The organism is Burkholderia sp. GW821-FHT14F03 (assembly GCF_058803765.1).
In genome coordinates this window covers 42,966-58,700 of the sequence record NZ_JBXAPG010000034.1, presented here as the reverse complement: position 1 = coordinate 58,700, position 15,735 = coordinate 42,966, and the positions used below count along the sequence as shown (strand labels likewise).

The following is a 15,735-nucleotide window of genomic DNA, read 5'->3' as shown; positions in this document are numbered from 1 at the left end:
TGCGTCGGGGTTGCGCGCCCTCGCCTGCCGGCCTCGGGTCGCGTCGTGCGTCTGATGATTGACCTTTATATATCATTGACGCTAGAATTGCCGATTCCTCGGAGCGTAGCGCAGCCTGGTAGCGCATCTGATTTGGGATCAGAGGGTCGTAGGTTCGAATCCTATCGCTCCGACCAAGGATATCAAGGGGTTACAAGTCATTGGCTTGTAACCCCTTTCCTTTTTCCGAGGCGCCGCCGCGAAGCCTCTCGCGGCTCGACCGCCCTCGTTCCGCGTGCTTCGTCAGCACATCCGCCGGTCTCCTACCGGGCGGATCCCGCCAGCCCTCAATCCACCCTGTACCAGCGACCCGTCTCCGGGCACACGGCGGCGGGCCCGTCGTTCAACCAGACTTGCTCGTCGTCCACGTGTGGCGGGATCGAGGGCTCGGCGTCGTAGGCCACCTCGAGTACTCGCCCAACCCGGGCGTCCTCGATGGGAAGCTCCCAGGTCAGGAAGATCTGGATGCAATCCTGGTCCGATGCGAAATCGGCCGCGTCGAAACCGTCGCTGCCCCGCCGAATGACGCCATGCGGCTGACTGGGATCGAACAGCACGGCGGTTCCCCGGGTCAGGGGAATGCGACGCCCCGTAGAGGGAAAATGCACGTCCAGTCCCAAGTCTTCGCTCAGGAAGAGATTGCAGAAGGCCGCGCCGCCATATTGCCCGCCGTCGTGGTGATATCTCGCGCCTCGACAGGCCATCAAGGCGACCTCACTGGCGGCAAGCACGCCGGGCAGTCCAAGCGCGCCGGTCCAGTCGTTCATTGCCTGCACGCAGCGCGTGTAGTCCGGCCAGCGCGCCTGCGTCCGCGCCAGAGGCATGACCTCGACATCCCCCGGCTCCAGCACGAGCCGCGACGAAGTCTCTCTTTTCCAATCCGCAAGCACGCGCGCAGAGGGCATCGGGACATCGAGCGCGCCGGACAAAACAATGTCGCTCAAACGTCGACTGCGGATGACGTCGCCGCTCCAGAAATACGAGGTCAGTCTGTTTTGCATGCGATGTTGTCGGAGGAGGCGCTCATCGGGGCCATTGTAACGATTCGGCCAGACCATTCCGGCTGAAACCGGCCGCCGGCCCCATGTTCCGACCTTGGCGACACAGGGGCATCCCGCGTTATCCGCCAGCCAGGGCATTCGATCGATGGATCGCCCGGCTAACTCATCCTTGCCGGCGTGATCGCGGCGCTTTGCGTGAGTGGCATTGACGCAGGCATCGACGCCTTCGACCGGCCATCTGCCGTACAGTGACGCCCCATGCCAACCGCGCGCCGAAATCGATTGCATCGCCCGCATCCCCACGCGCTGCCGCCCGGATTCAGCCGGCATCTTTGCGATAAAGCGCACATGAGACCGTCGTTCCGCGCCCCGGGATGACCGACGGCGATTACACCGCCGCCGCCTCGACACAACCGGATCTCCGTCCGGACGGCCCCGCCCGCCCCTCCGCAAGCGCGCGCAGCGCAAGCTCCGCGATATGCAGCGTATGCCGCCCCGCCCCCTGAGCGATCTGCTCGCGGCAGCTGAACCCGTTCGTCACCACCAGCGTCTCGCGCGGCGCTTGCCGCACGAGCGGCAACAGCGCGTCCTCGCCGATCTTCATCGACAGCGCATAGTGGTCCGCATTGAAGCCGAACGACCCCGACATGCCGCAGCAGCCGGCGTCGAGCAGCGTCCAGCGCACCCCCAGCTTGTCCAGCAACGCGGCTTCGCCCTTCATGCCGAACAGCGACTTCTGGTGACAATGCCCATGCACCAGGACCGTCTCGTCGAGCGCCGGCCAATCGAACGGGATCTGCGCGACGAAGTCGGAAAAGAGAAAACTCTGCCGTGACAGTCGCCGCGCGAGATCGTTGTCCGGAAGCTGCTTCAACAACTCGTCCTTGAACACCGACAGGCAACCCGGCTCCAGCCCAACCACCGGCACGCCGCCGAGAATGTCGTCCGCGAGCGTCTCGACGATCCCGGACAGCAGCGCCCGCGCCTCGTCCAGCAAACCGTAGTCGTAGAGCGGGCGGCCGCAGCAGAGCCGCCGAGGCGGCACCACCACGTCACAGCCGAGGCGCTCCAGCACCTCCATCGCGGCGGCCGCAATCTGCGGCGAGAAATGATCGTTGAAGGTATCGACCCAGAGGATCACCTTCCGGCGCGCCCCATGCGGGCCCGCCTCGCGCCCCGCGCGCTGGCCGGCGCGCGACGCCCTGAACGACTTCGGCGCGAACGCGGGGAGGCTGCGCTCGGCGGCCACGCCCGCCACCCATTTGCCGATGCCGGCCAGCGGCCGCGCAGTCATCGCGAAGTTCGCCAGCCGGGGAAAGCGGCTCGCCCACGGCGCCCACTGTCCGATTCTTCCCATGAACAGCGCCTGCCGCGGCCGACGATGGTTCTCGTAGTAATGCGAGAGAAACTCCGCCTTGTACGACGCCATGTCGGTATGCGTCGGGCAGTCGGACTTGCAGCCCTTGCAGCCGAGGCACGTGTCGAGCGCCTCCTTGACTTCCCCGCTGTTCCAGCCGTCGGTGATGACCTCGCCCTGCAGCATCTCCCAGAACAGATGCGCGCGGCCGCGCGTCGAGAAACGCTCTTCCCGCGTCGCGCGAAAGCTCGGGCACATCGTGCCGCCGTCGAGGGACCGGCACTTCCCCATGCCGATGCAGCGTTCGAGCGCGCGCGGCATGCCGTCGCCCTCGGGGCTCTCGAAGCGCAGCTTCGTCGTCAGCGTCACGGGCTTGTAGGACGGCCCCATGCGCAGGTTCTCGTCGACGCGATAGGCGTTGACGACCTTGCCCGGATTCAGCCGATTCGCCGGATCCCAGATCGCCTTGAACGCCTCCATCGCCTGCATGATCTCGGGGCCGTACATGATCGGCAGGAATTCCGCCTTGGCCTGCCCGTCGCCGTGTTCGCCGGACAGCGAACCGCCGAAATCCACGACGAGTTGCGCCGCCTCGCGAAGAAATCCGCGCCACTTGCGAATGCCCTCGGCCGTGCGGACGTCGAACGTGATCCGCGCATGCACGCACCCGTCGCCGAAATGGCCGTACAGGCAGGTTTCGTAGCCGTAACGGTCCACCAGCGCCTGAAACGCCCGGAGATAGTCGCCGAGCCGCGCCGGATCGACGGCGGCGTCTTCCCAGCCCACCATCGGGTCGGGCGTGCCGGGGTCGATCGAGAGCGCGACCGCCGATGCGCCCGTCTCGCGTATCGACCAGATCTTCTGCTGCTGCGTTTTTTCCGTGACGACGAAGCCCGACACGTCCTCGCCGGCCGCTCCCGCGAGAAAATGGCGCGCCGCCGCCTGCGCCTGAAGCGTCGCGGCCGCCGCCGAATCCGCGCCGAACTCGAGCACGACCCACGCATCGCCGCGCGGCAGCAAGGCGATTTCCTCGTGCTTGAGGCCGCGCGCCTGCAAACCGCGCACGATGCCGCGATCCAGGCCCTCGATCGCGATCGGATTGAAGCGGTTGAAATGCGGCACCGCGTCCGCCGCGACGTAGATGTCCTTGAAGCCGAGCAGCAGCAATACCCGATGCGCCGGGCTATGCACGAGCCGCACCTTCGCGTGCAACGTGATCGCGCAGGTGCCTTCGGTGCCGACGAGCGCGCGCGCGAGGTTGAAGCCGTTCTCCGGCAGCAGCTGGTCCAGATTGAAGCCCGACACGCGGCGCTTGATGCGCGGAAACGCGCCGCGGATGTGATCCGCATAACGGTCGCGCAGTTCGCGCAGACGCCGATAGATATCGCCGCGACGGCCCCCCTCGGCAATGATCGCGTCCAGTTCGCCTTCGCTCGTCGGGCCGACCCAGAAGCGCGCGCCGTCGTACGTCAGGATCTCCAGCGCCTCGACGTTCTCCGCCGTCTTGCCGGCCATGACCGAATGCGCGCCGCAGGAATTGTTCGCGATCATGCCGCCGAGCGTGCAGCGGCTGTGCGTGGCCGGGTCGGGCGCGAAGGTCAGGCCATGTCGTTCGGCCGCGTCGCGGAGCGCATCGCAGATCACGCCGGGCTCCACGAGCGCCGTCTTGCCGACCGGGTCAAGGGAAACGACGCGATTGACGTACTTGCTCGTGTCCGCCACCACCGCCACGTTCACGCACTGGCCGTTTTGCGAGGTGCCGCCGCCGCGTGTCAGGAACGGTACGTCGTGGCGCCGGCACACGTCCACCGCGGCGACGAGATCCTCCACGTCGGCCGGCACGACGACCCCGAGCGGGATCTGCCGGTAATTCGACGCGTCCGACGCATAGAGCGCCTTCGAACCGGCATCGAAGCGCACTTCGCCGCGCAGCGCGCGACGCAAATCGGCCTGCACGTGTTCGAGCAGGCGCTCACCGGCTTGGAACGGGGTGGCGGCTTTCAACTCACGCCCCGCTGTCGGCCGTACCGGCCGTCATCTTGAAGATGCCGGCGGCATTGCCGGCGTCGAAGCGCAGATCGGTTTCCCACTGACGCGTCGCCTGATTGAACATGCGTTTGCGCGTGATGAATTCGTAGAACGAGCCCGGCACTTCCCGCATCACCATCGCGCCGTCGCTCTGGCGCAGCGCGCGCAGCACGCGGTCCGCGCGATAGGCGGTCTGGAACACGCGGCCGGAGCGCGAGCGCTCGACCTCGGGCTTCATCGGGCGCCCCTTCGCCTTCTCGTCGTCGGCGAGCTTGAACACGTCGGCCACGCGGTCGGTCGCGTGGTTGAACGCATTGCCCTCCGTCGCGATCCAGGCCATCTCGGCCGACTCGCGCAGCAGCGTCTCGTAGTCGCCGACGCCCGGCGCGTCGTGCTGACGCGCAAATGCGCCGACGAGCACGGGCAGCAACGCGCGCGCCGCGTCGAGCGGCAGGCAGCCGTCGCGCGCCAGCTCGGCAAGCTGCGCGTACGCCAGCGGCGTGAGCGGATCGCGCGATGCTCCGAGCACATTGGACACGGCCTGCTGAAACGCCGTCGAGAAGCGCTCCGGATGCAGCTCGCTGACGAAGAACTGCGCGATCTCGTCCGGCGCGTCCTCGTGCACATAAGCGCGGCCCGTCATGCCGAGCGGGTCCAGCGGATAGCGGCCGTTGAGCTTGAAGCCGAGCGGCAGCAGGATCCGCGTGAACGCGGCCTCGCCGGGCGGCAACGCGCCGCACTGCGCCCAGCGCACCGTCCGCAGCGCGCCGTGGTCGAAGTACACGGAACCGCCCTGCGCGATCGCGTCGTCGGTGTAGCGCCGGCCGTTGGGCGAGCGGTCGAGCAAATCCTCGAAAAGCACCATGTTCATCGCCTGGGCCAGCTCGGCACGCGTGACCACGCCCGCCTCCCATTCCCGCAGCAGCGCGGGAATATTCAGCGCCGCAAACAACCGCCCGGTTTTCTCCGCGCCGAGCACGCCATGCAACAGATTTTCAACATTCGAATTTCTCATCACCGCCTCTCAGATCACCGTCAATCGGGCTTGCAACGCGTTCCATCCGGTGCATCACGTCGGCGGATTATTCAAAATGCCGGGCTTGTCGTAAAGTGACATAAAATCGACAGTCGATGAGTTTTTGGAACTATCGTGCGTAAATTCAGAATCCCGAACATGAGTGCGCTGATCGCGTTCGAAGCGGCCGCGCGGCATGAAAGTTTCACGCAGGCGGCAAAGGAGCTGTTTCTCACGGAGAGCGCCGTATCGCGGCAGATCGCCACGCTCGAATCGGGTCTCGGCGTGCGCCTGTTCGTGCGCGCCAAGCAGCGCGTGGTGCTGACCCGCGCCGGCAAGCTGTACGGCATGCAGGTGCGCCGCTCGCTGGAACATCTCGATAAGGACACCCTCTCGATCGTCGTGCACGGCAGCGGCGGCGGCTATCTGGAGCTGGCGGTCCTGCCGACCTTCGCCTCCGAATGGCTGATACCGCGCATGAAGGATTTCACCGAGCGCAATCCCGACGTGCGGATCAACATGGGCGTGCGCACCGACGCGTTTTCGTTCAGCGAATCGCACTTCGAGGCCGCCATTCACTACGGGAAGCCCACCTGGCCCGGCACGACGTCCGATTACCTGTTCGGCGAAGAGGTGGTGCCGGTCTGCTCGCCGGCGCTGTTGAGGAAGCCGATCCGGAAAGCGCACGAGCTGCTCGCGTATCCGCTGCTCCACTCGACCACGCGGCCTCACGGATGGTCGCAATGGTTCGCGTCGCTGGGGGTCGAGGACAACGCGACGATGCAAGGCATCCGCTACGAGCTGCATACGATGCTCACCGCCGGCGCGGCGGCCGGGCTCGGCATCGCGCTCGTGCCGAGGTTCCTCGTCGAAGGGCAGCTCAAGCATCTGGGCCTCGTGATTCCGTTCGAATCGCCCGTGGCCCGGCATGCCAATTCAGATGCCGCCTACTATCTCGTCTATCCGACGGAATTCAGCCACGGCAAACCCCTCGAGGCGTTTCGCGGCTGGCTGCTGGAACAGGCCGCCGACTACGCCGGCGTGCCGCAATAGCCGTCAGCGCCGGTATGCCGCGAGCGCGTCGCGGGCTTGAAAAGCCGTGTACGTGAGTTGCGCGGCCGCGAGCCCGGCAAGGCCGAAGGTGCGGGTCAGGCCGAACGCGGCGAAACCGTCCGGCAACGGCCGGCGCTGCACCAGGGCGTCGGCGAGCGCCTCTCCGGCGACCGTGGTGGGCGCCATGCCGTGCCCGCCGAAGGCGATCGCGTGCCAGACGCCGTCCGCGTCGCGGCCGATCTGCGGCATCTTGTGCCGCGCATAGCTCATCAATCCGCCCCACGCGTACTCGACCTTCACGTCCGCGAGTTGCGGATACACGCGCGCGAGATCGCGCTTGAGCAGCTTCGCGATGGCCTCCGGACCGCGGTCGAGCACCGAGATCCGTCCGCCCCACACGATGCGCGTGTCCTTGAGCGGACGGTAATAGTCGAACGCGAAACGCGTGTCGTAGACCGCATAAGGCGCGTCGATCGCATCGGCGAGGCGCGCGCCGAGCGGCTCGGTCGCGATCACGTAGGTCGCGATCGGCAGCACGGCGCGCTCGATGCGCGGCGACACGCCGCGCGCATAACCGCCGCACGCGAACACCACGTCCTTCGCGCGCACGACGCCATTCGGCGTACGCACGACGAAGCCCGCACCGTCGCGCTCGATCGCGCGCGCGGGCGACTGCTCGTAGAGGCGCGCACCGCCCTGCGCCGCGGCGTTCGCCACGCCGAGCACGTATTTCAGCGGATGAAAATGAAACGCGTTGGGTTCGAAAAGCCCCCCGTGATAACGCGCGGTTTTCAGCCGCGCGCGCAGCGCATCCCGCGCCACCGGCTCCCACTCGACGCGAAAATCGCGCTTCATCAGCGTACGCAATGCATCGAGCCTCGACGGATCGTCGAACCAGTTCGCGAGCATGACGCCGCGATCGACGAGGTCGCAATCGATGCCGTAGCGGGCGATGCGCGCGCGGATCAGATCGACGGCCTCGATCGTCAGGCCGTACAGGTGGCGCGCCCGGTCCTGACCGAGCGTGCCGAGCAGGTCGCCATTGTCGAGACTGTAGCCGCCGAACACGAAGCCGCCGTTGCGCCCCGAGGCGCCGAAGCCGACGCGTTCGCCGTCGAGCAGCACCACGTCGCGCACGCCGCGCTCGACGAGCCCGAGCGCGGTGTTCAGGCCCGCGAGACCGCCGCCGATGATGCAGACCTGCGCGTCGAGCGTGCCGCTCAGCGATGGATAAGGTGAACGCGCAACCGTGGATTCGTAAAAGTTTTGCATGCGATCTGACTTCGAGAAACGAGAAAATGGATGCGGGCGCATCGGCTCCGCGAAAACGGCGCCTGCCTCGCATCCTTGTCGCGGCGCGCCGATGGAGCAGCCGACTGCCCCGCCCGCGCCGCGGTCACGGCCTGAGGCGCCGGATCACGCGTAAGGCGCCACCTTGGCCGGCGCGGGCACCTGGCCCAGGTGGTCGCCGCCCTGCTCGGCCTCGACGCGGCTCGCCGCCTGGCGCGCGATCCAGGGCGCGATCTCCATCTCTTCGTAGCGCACCAGGCGGCATCTGCGCACGAGCGCATAGCCCATCCAGATCGCCAAAAAGAGCGGCAGGCCGATATAGGTCGCGGCCACGCCCACCCAGTCTATCCTGTCGGCCAGAAACGCCTGATAGTCCTGACCGACCGTGACGAGCGCGCACAGCGCCGCGGCGAGGATCGGGCCGAACGGGAACAGCTTGGCCCGGTACGGCAGCTGTTCGAGGCGATAGCCCTGTTTCACGAAACCCTTGCGGAACCGATAGTGGCTGATCGCGATGCCGAGCCACGTGATGAAGCCGGCCATCCCGGACAGGTTCAAAAGCCACAGGTACACCGTCTGGTCGCCGTAGAGCGACGTGAGAAAGCACAGCGCGCCCACCGCGGTCGTCGCATACAGCGCATTGAGCGGGACGCCGCCCCGCGAGACCTTCGCGAACACCTTGGGCGCGCGGCCCTGGACCGCGAGGTTGTAGAGCATCCGCGTGGACGCATACATGCCGGAATTGCCGGCCGAGAGCAGCGCGGTGAGGATCACCGCATTCATCACGCCGGCCGCGAACGCGAGGCCCGCATGACGGAACACGAGCGTGAACGGGCTCACGCCCACATCGGTCACGTTGCTTTTCAGGAGGCTGGGGTCGGTATAGGGAATGAGCATGCCGATCACGAAGATCGCCAGCACGTAGAACAGCAGGATGCGCCAGAAGATCTGCTTCACCGCGCGCGGAATCGTGGTGCCCGGGTTTTCCGCCTCGCCCGCCGCGACGCCGATCATCTCGGTGCCCTGAAACGAGAACCCGGCGATCATCGCGACGCCGAGGATCGAGGCCCAGCCGCCGACGAACGGGGCGTCCTTGAGCGTGAAGTTGTCGAAGCCGTTGCTGGGGCCGCCCTGCATGACGCCGAAGATCATCAGCACGCCGATCGCGATGAACGCGATCACCGTCAGCACCTTGATCAACGCGAACCAGTATTCCGCCTCGCCGAAGCCACGCACCGACATGGCATTGAGCGCGAAGATCAGCGCGAGAAACAGCGCGCTCCACCAGACGCCCGGCACCTGCGGAAACCAGTAGTGCATCACGAGCTGCGCGGCGACCAGTTCGACCGCGATGGTCACGGCCCAGCTGTACCAGTAGTTCCAGCCGAGCGCGAAGCCGAAGCCTTCGTCGACGAATTTCGCGCCGTAAGATGCGAACGAACCCGACACGGGCATGAAGGCCGCCATTTCGCCGAGGCTCGTCATCAGGAAATAGACCATCACGCCGATCACCAGATACGCGACCATCGCGCCGCCGGGCCCCGCCTGCGAGATGGACGCGCCCGTGGCGACAAACAGCCCCGTGCCGATCGAGCCGCCGATCGCGATCATGCGCAGATGGCGAGCCTGCAGCCCGCGATGGAGAACGGGCGCCCTGGAACGCGGGTCGGATGAATCCCGGGAATGCTGCTCGGGTTGTGAACGCATGAGGTGCGCTGTCTCCATGTTTGTCTCGGATGACGGTGCACGCCTGGTTCTGCTGCGCCCGCCAGCGGCTGGAATGCCCCGACCGGCCGACGTGCGCGCCGCCTTCATCGCTGAGCCGGCCGCATGCGAAAAGCGCGGCCGAAAAACGCCGGCTGCTTGTGCCACAGACCTTGACGCCGAACAAAGTGTATTGATTAAAAAAAAGAAGCGCCAAACGACATTTCGGAACTAGTTGATGCATGTTCATCATCAACTGTCGACGGCGGGGTGAAGGCGCGGGTCGCGTGCGCGTTCGCGGGTTGAAAACGGAGGGATGGCATCCGCGATGCCGATCGGAATGGCCTCGCCCCTCACGCGCCGAGGCGTGAATAGTGTCGTCGAACGTCTCGATGCAATCGAATATATCCGACATGTTCGTCGCTACGCCGCCTGAGCGATGCACGCCCGGGGGCGTCGAGGCCGCGCCCGATCATGGCGCAGCGCCGCTTCGCAACGCTCATGATCGAACCTGCGCATCCACCGGCGCATGCGGTCTCGCGGCGCGTCATCCCTGCGCCTGTCGCCGACCGTCCAATCCGCCCGACCTCACCAACGCGATCGCCGCCCCCGCCACCACCGCCCCCGATATCACGTCGACCAGATAGTGCCCGCCCTGCGTCGGCGTCGACGCGATCATCAGCGCATTGAGCCCCAGCGCGACGATCGACACGCCCCGTGCGCGTCTCAACGCATACGCGAAGATCACGCCAAGCGCGGTATGAAACGACGGCATCGACACGAGCCCCTGCAAGGTCAGCAAGTCGATCTCATGCAGGGAACCCGCGCGCAGGCGCGCGAAATCCGCAACCGTATCCGCGGTATCCGGCGCGCTCACGCCGAAATGCACGAACGCGCTCGCCGCCGGCCAGGGCGTGGACACCGCGAGCACCATCATCCCGCTCAGCATGAACAGCCAGACGAACGCGCGCAGGTTGCCGCGATCGCGCAGCACGGCGAGCAGGAACGGAATGACGATCAACTGCCACTTCGCGCTGTCGTATGCGAACGCCAGCACCTGCCGCGCCTGGGGACGCGCCTGCACCCACGCGAATACCCGCGGCCAATCGAAGCCGAGCCATGCATCGGCGCGAATCAGCGCAGCGTCGATCAGCGGCGGATTCACGCTCACGCACAGATAGGACAACACGCCCGTCGCCGCCATGAAGGCAGCCAGCAGCGCCGTGGCGAACAAGGCCTCGGCCACCTCGCGATATCGGAAGCGCTCGGCCAGCTCGCGATAACGCGCCACGCGCGCCACGCCCACCAGCAGCACCGCGAACCCGATGCAGGTGCCGATCAGCTTCAGCGCCGCCGCCACGCCCGCGCGCTGCACCGCATAACCGCCTGCGCGCAACCACAGCAGATCGCACGCGACGATCGCGGCCACCACGCCCCATCCATACGCGTAGGGATGGGCGGCCAGCCAGCCCGACCGCACGCGCATCGCCCGCACCTCCGCCTGTCGCACCTGCATGCCTCTCCCGTCCGGTTGGCGGACCGCGCACGGCGGCCGCGTGGGTGTCGCCCCGTCTCGTCTCGTCTCGTCTCGTCTCGTCTCGTCTCGTCTCGTCTCGTCTCGTCTCGTCTCGTCTCGTCTCGTCTCGCAGCACGTTATCACGGCCGCCCCCGGTGACGGCAATACCGGCCGGCCCGCACGCCGCACACGAGCAATGGCCCCCCGCCACCGCGCCCCGCGACACGGCGATTTCTGACTCGCTACACTGTCCGCCGGGGCGGATGCCCGTCCGCATCCTTTCAGTGTGTAGGCCGGCATCGGCGCGACTACCGCCGCGCCTGCCCCGGCCATGCCCGCACACGACGCGGACATGGCTGCGTGATAACAACAAGAGATGAGGATTCAATGCTTGCAAAACCGTCACCCGCCGCGCGCCTGCTGTCGCTCGCGGCCGCCGCATCGTTGTGCGGCATCGCCCATGCGGACGAGGGCATGTGGCAACCCCCGCAACTCCCGGGACTCGCCGGCGCGCTCGAACAGCGCGGCCTCGCGCTCGATCCGGCCAAGCTCGCCACGCTGACCGACTGGCCGCTCGACGCGGTCGTGAGCCTCGGCTTCTGCACCGCGTCGTTCGTCTCGCCCGACGGCCTGGTCGTCACCAATCACCACTGCGGCTACGGCGCGCTGCAATACAACTCGACCACGCAGAACAACCTGATCGAGAACGGCTTCCTCGCGCGCGCGCCCGGCGAGGAGCTGCCCGCGGATCCGACCCAGCGCATCTACGTGACCGACGAGATCAGCGACGTCACCGCGAAGATCAACGCGGCGCTCAAGCCCGAGATGAACGGCTATGCGCGCTACGTCGCGATCGATCTCGCGAAGAAGCGGCAGGTGCAGGACTGCGAGCAGCCCGGCTATCGCTGCGACGTCTACACCTTCAGCGGCGGCTACAGCTACCAGTTGATCCGCCAGCGCGAGATCCGCGACGTACGGCTCGTCTACGCGCCGCCGCTGTCGATCGGCAAGTTCGGCGGCGACGTCGACAACTGGATGTGGCCGCGCCACACCGGCGACTTCAGCTTCCTGCGCGCCTACGTCGCGAAGGACGGCAGCGCGGCCTCGTACTCGAAGGACAACGTCCCCTACCACCCGAAGCACTGGCTGACGGTGAACCCGGACGGCGTGCGCACGGGCGACTTCGTGATGGTGGCCGGCTATCCAGGCCGCACCGACCGCTATCGACTCGCGGACGAACTGCAAAACACGATCGACTGGCGCTATCCGACCGAGATCGCGCTCTTCAAGGATCTGCTCGCGATGGTCGACACGGCGAGCCGCGCGCGTCCGGAGGTCGGCGTCAAATACGCGGACCTGGTCGCCGGCCTCAACAACTCGATGAAGAACTACCAGGGCAACCTCGAGGGTCTTGCGCGCAGCAACGCGCTCGCCGCCAAGCGCGCGCAGGAGGCCGACCTCGACCGCTGGCTCGCCGCGCAAGCCGACGGCGGCGCCGCGCAGGCCGCCGACGTCCGCGCGCTGCGCGCCCTGGTCGCCAGCCAGTTGAAGCTGCGCGACCGCAACCTCGTGTATCGCCAGCTCGGTTTCGGCGGCCTGTTCCACAGCGCCTACCAGATCGTGCGGCTCGCGCAGGAGAAGCAGAAGCCCGACCTCGAGCGCGAATCCGGCTACCAGAAGCGCGACGAGATCCGCGTGGAGGGCGAGGCGCGCCGCCTCGACCGCACGATGGATCCGGCGGTCGACCAGCAGATGCTGGTCGATACGCTGCAACGCTACGTGAAGCTTCCCGCCGACCAGCGGCTGCCGGCGCTCGATCGCTGGCTGGGCGGCGCGTCCGATCCCGCCGCGCTGACCCGCAAGGTGGCCGCGCTCTATCGCGGCTCGCGCCTCACCGATACCGCGACGCGCGTGCACTGGCTGGATGCGACACCCGAGCGGATCGCCGCGAGCAACGATACGTGGTTGCAGCTGATGCGCGCGCTGATGCCGGATCTGCTCGCCTACGAGCACGAGCAAAAGGCGATCGCGGGCGACGACGCGCGGCTGCGCGCGCGCTACATGACGGCGCTCGTCGCATTCGACGCCGCGCGCGGCCGCCCGATCTACCACGATGCGAACAACTCGCTGCGCGTGACGTACGGCACGGTGGGCGGCTATGCGCCGCGCGACGCGGTCAGCTATGCGGCGTTCACGACGGTCGACGGCATCGTCCAGAAGAACACGGGAGCCGAGCCGTTCAACGCGCCGCCCGCCGAACTCGCGGCGATCCGCGCGAAGGCGTTCGACGGCTACGCGAGCCCGACGCTCGGCACGCTGCCCGTCAACTTCCTGGCGAACCTCGACATCACGGGCGGCAACTCGGGCTCGCCGACGCTCGACCGCAACGGCAAGCTCGTCGGTCTCGTGTTCGACGGCAACTGGGAAGGCGTGAGTTCCGGCTGGCTGTTCAATCCGGCTGAAACGCGCTCGATCCACGTCGACGTCCGCTACATGCTGTGGGTCATGCATCACCTCGACCACGCGGACAACCTGCTGAAGGAAATGCAGGTCGGCACGGCGCGCTGAGCGCCGTGCGCCGCGCCCGCTTCTGGCGGGCGCGGCGATTGTCCCCATAGCCGTCTGATTTACCGCCGATTCATTCGAATCAATTACCGGGAACATTCAATCCCGCGACCTCGATATCCCTGGCCGGCGCGCGCCGGCCGCCCTCCCACGCGCTTGCGTGGCGCAGCCCGCACAAAACTCGACAGGAAAACGCCCCGCGCCGGTTGACGCCTCGATTTTGAATTTTTACGATTTATCAAAATCACACGTAATAATAAAAACGAAAGAATTAAATAATATTCACGTAAATAAACAGCTCGATGACCGAGGCTTTACCCTTGCTGCATGTATTTCGTTAAATAATCGAAAGGCACAAAGGATAAAAATGAAAGCAGAGCGCTTCCGGAAGGACGCAGGAACGGGCCGCCGGGCCCGCTACATGGGAGGGACGATACTGGCGCTGGGGCTCCTCGCGCTGGCAGGTTGCGGCGGCGACGGCACGAGCACCACGCCCCCGCCTCCCGACCAGACCTACACCGACAACGTCGCGTACTCGCCGAAGGCCGGCGACAGCCTGCCCGCCGCGCAAATCACCGAGCAAGCCGCGGTGATGCACCACAGCTGGTCCGCGGGCGGCACCACGGTCAACTACACCACCACCACCGGGCACCTGACCGCATCCGATCCGAGCGGCAATGCGGAAGCCACGATGTCCTACGTCGCGTACACCGCGCCGAGCGCGGACGGCTCGCCCCGCCCCGTCACGTTCTTCTACAACGGCGGCCCGGGCTCGTCGTCGGTGTGGCTGCGGCTCGGCTCGTTCGCGCCGACCCGCGTCGCGACGCCCGATCCGCTCATGACGAACTGGCCGAACTTCCCGCTCGTCGACAACCAGGAAAGCCTGATCGCGACCACCGACATGGTGTTCATCGACCCGCCGGGCACCGGGCTGTCGGAAGCGATCCAGCCCAACACGAACAAGACCTTCTGGGGCGCCGATTCCGACGTGCAGGTGATGCGCGACTTCATCCGTCGCTACCTGAGCGTGAACAACCGCGCCAGCTCGCCGATCTATCTGTACGGCGAATCGTACGGCACGCCGCGCACCAACATGCTCGCGCTGTCGCTCGAATCGGCGGGCGTGCACCTGACGGGCATCGTGCTGCAGTCGTCGATCCTCAACTACTTCGCCGATCCGGGCGAAACCGCCGCGATCACCAACGGCAACCCCGGCAACGCGCAGGTCGAGCTGAAGTACACGACGGACGGGATGATCGGCTACTTCCTGAGCTATGCGCAGGTTGCCGCCTACTTCAACCAGGTGGCGCCCGCGCCGACCAGCATGGGGGCGTTCGCGCTGCAGATCCAGAACTTCGTGACCTCGCAGTATTCGTCGCTCGCGCAGTACGCACCGACCTTCTTCTTCGGCGGCTCCGCGCCGCAGACGACGCCCGCGACGTTCCCGAACAACACCACGCTGTCGGCCTGGTCCGCGCAGACCAACATGACGGTCGCGTCGCTCAACGCGTACTTCGGCAACAGCCCCTACGGCACCGCGCTCGTGCCCGGCTACACGATCGGCCGCTACGACGGGCGCGTCTCGCTGCCGAGTTCCGATCCGCGCCTGGCGGCCGATTCCGATCCGTCCGACATCCTGATCTCGCAGCCGTTCACGACGGCGCTCGCGACGCAGATGCCGAACTACCTCGGCTACACGGCGCCGAACGCGACCTACCAGACGCTCAACAACGACATCATCGGCGCGTGGAACTTCAGCCATGCGGGGCAGGCGGTGCCGGACACGATCCCGGACCTGCTGGCCGCGCTGACGCTCAATCCGCAGCTGAAGGTGCTGTCCGCGAACGGCTACCACGATCTCGCGACGCCGTTCTTCATCACGGAGAACCAGCTTGCGCGCCTGCAATCGGTGTCGGGGATCAATCCGAACCTGCAGGTCACGTTCTACCAGGGGGGCCACATGATCTACCTGGACAACACCGCGCGTCCGCAGCTGAAGTCGGACCTGGTCGCGTACTACCAGAGCCAGCCGATCGCGAACGCGCTGACGCTCGCCAAGCTGCCGCCGCCGTGGCCGGATGAGAATCCGGCCAATACGCCGACGACGCTCAAGGCGGCACTCACGGCCGCGCGCTGAGTCCAATGGCGAGCGGGCCCGGTGCGGCCC

Annotated in this window: 9 protein-coding genes and 1 tRNA gene; 4 read left to right on the top strand and 6 right to left on the bottom strand. The window is 66.7% G+C overall.

What is annotated here, in order from left to right; all coding sequences use genetic code 11:
• The first annotated feature begins 99 nt into the window (after positions 1–99).
• Positions 100–176, top strand: a tRNA-Pro gene (locus AC1RQF_RS22430).
• A gap of 150 nt (positions 177–326) precedes the next feature.
• On the opposite strand, the gene AC1RQF_RS22425 is transcribed toward AC1RQF_RS22430, so the two are convergent.
• From AC1RQF_RS22425 to AC1RQF_RS22415, 3 genes are all read right to left on the bottom strand, one after another.
• Positions 327–1,040 carry a hypothetical protein gene (locus tag AC1RQF_RS22425; protein WP_492872990.1) on the bottom strand — a complete coding sequence of 238 codons (714 nt, stop codon included), beginning with the start codon at positions 1,038–1,040 and terminating at the stop codon, positions 327–329.
• 388 nt (positions 1,041–1,428) lie between these two features.
• On the bottom strand, positions 1,429–4,401 hold the full coding sequence (locus AC1RQF_RS22420; protein WP_492872978.1) for an FAD-binding and (Fe-S)-binding domain-containing protein: 2,973 nt from the start codon (positions 4,399–4,401) through the stop codon (positions 1,429–1,431).
• Position 4,402: 1 nt separating this feature from the next.
• The gene (locus AC1RQF_RS22415) at positions 4,403–5,440 is read right to left on the bottom strand and encodes a DUF1338 domain-containing protein (RefSeq protein ID WP_274002383.1); all 1,038 of its coding nucleotides are present in this window, start codon (positions 5,438–5,440) and stop codon (positions 4,403–4,405) included.
• 135 nt (positions 5,441–5,575) lie between these two features.
• Here AC1RQF_RS22415 and AC1RQF_RS22410 point away from each other — a divergent pair, with 135 nt between their 5' ends.
• On the top strand, positions 5,576–6,493 hold the full coding sequence (locus AC1RQF_RS22410) for a LysR family transcriptional regulator (RefSeq protein WP_274002381.1): 918 nt from the start codon (positions 5,576–5,578) through the stop codon (positions 6,491–6,493).
• Positions 6,494–6,496: 3 nt separating this feature from the next.
• Here AC1RQF_RS22410 and AC1RQF_RS22405 read toward each other — a convergent pair whose 3' ends face one another.
• The 3 genes from AC1RQF_RS22405 to AC1RQF_RS22395 form a co-directional block, all read right to left on the bottom strand.
• Complete coding sequence (locus tag AC1RQF_RS22405) at positions 6,497–7,765, bottom strand: NAD(P)/FAD-dependent oxidoreductase (protein WP_492872977.1); 1,269 nt, start codon at positions 7,763–7,765, stop codon at positions 6,497–6,499.
• A 144-nt stretch (positions 7,766–7,909) separates the two neighbouring features.
• The gene (locus AC1RQF_RS22400; protein WP_492872976.1) at positions 7,910–9,490 is read right to left on the bottom strand and encodes an amino acid permease; all 1,581 of its coding nucleotides are present in this window, start codon (positions 9,488–9,490) and stop codon (positions 7,910–7,912) included.
• A gap of 544 nt (positions 9,491–10,034) precedes the next feature.
• Positions 10,035–11,003 carry a phosphatase PAP2 family protein gene (locus AC1RQF_RS22395; protein WP_492872975.1) on the bottom strand — a complete coding sequence of 323 codons (969 nt, stop codon included), beginning with the start codon at positions 11,001–11,003 and terminating at the stop codon, positions 10,035–10,037.
• Between the two features lie 387 nt (positions 11,004–11,390).
• Here AC1RQF_RS22395 and AC1RQF_RS22390 point away from each other — a divergent pair, with 387 nt between their 5' ends.
• Both AC1RQF_RS22390 and AC1RQF_RS22385 read left to right on the top strand, forming a co-directional pair.
• On the top strand, positions 11,391–13,571 hold the full coding sequence (locus AC1RQF_RS22390) for a S46 family peptidase (protein ID WP_492872974.1): 2,181 nt from the start codon (positions 11,391–11,393) through the stop codon (positions 13,569–13,571).
• A 364-nt stretch (positions 13,572–13,935) separates the two neighbouring features.
• Complete coding sequence (locus tag AC1RQF_RS22385) at positions 13,936–15,705, top strand: S10 family serine carboxypeptidase-like protein (RefSeq protein ID WP_492872973.1); 1,770 nt, start codon at positions 13,936–13,938, stop codon at positions 15,703–15,705.
• Positions 15,706–15,735: the final 30 nt, after the last annotated feature.

Excerpts from the sequence above, each read along its gene's own strand:
- AC1RQF_RS22395 (WP_492872975.1), bottom strand. The coding sequence starts at position 11,003 with ATGCAGGTGCGACAGGCGGAGGTGCGGGCGATGCGCGTGCGGTCGGGC.
- AC1RQF_RS22400 (WP_492872976.1), bottom strand. The coding sequence starts at position 9,490 with ATGCGTTCACAACCCGAGCAGCATTCCCGGGATTCATCCGACCCGCGT.
- AC1RQF_RS22385 (WP_492872973.1), top strand. The coding sequence starts at position 13,936 with ATGAAAGCAGAGCGCTTCCGGAAGGACGCAGGAACGGGCCGCCGGGCC.
- AC1RQF_RS22415 (WP_274002383.1), bottom strand. The coding sequence starts at position 5,440 with ATGAGAAATTCGAATGTTGAAAATCTGTTGCATGGCGTGCTCGGCGCG.
- AC1RQF_RS22425 (WP_492872990.1), bottom strand. The coding sequence starts at position 1,040 with ATGCAAAACAGACTGACCTCGTATTTCTGGAGCGGCGACGTCATCCGC.
- AC1RQF_RS22390 (WP_492872974.1), top strand. The coding sequence starts at position 11,391 with ATGCTTGCAAAACCGTCACCCGCCGCGCGCCTGCTGTCGCTCGCGGCC.
- AC1RQF_RS22405 (WP_492872977.1), bottom strand. The coding sequence starts at position 7,765 with ATGCAAAACTTTTACGAATCCACGGTTGCGCGTTCACCTTATCCATCG.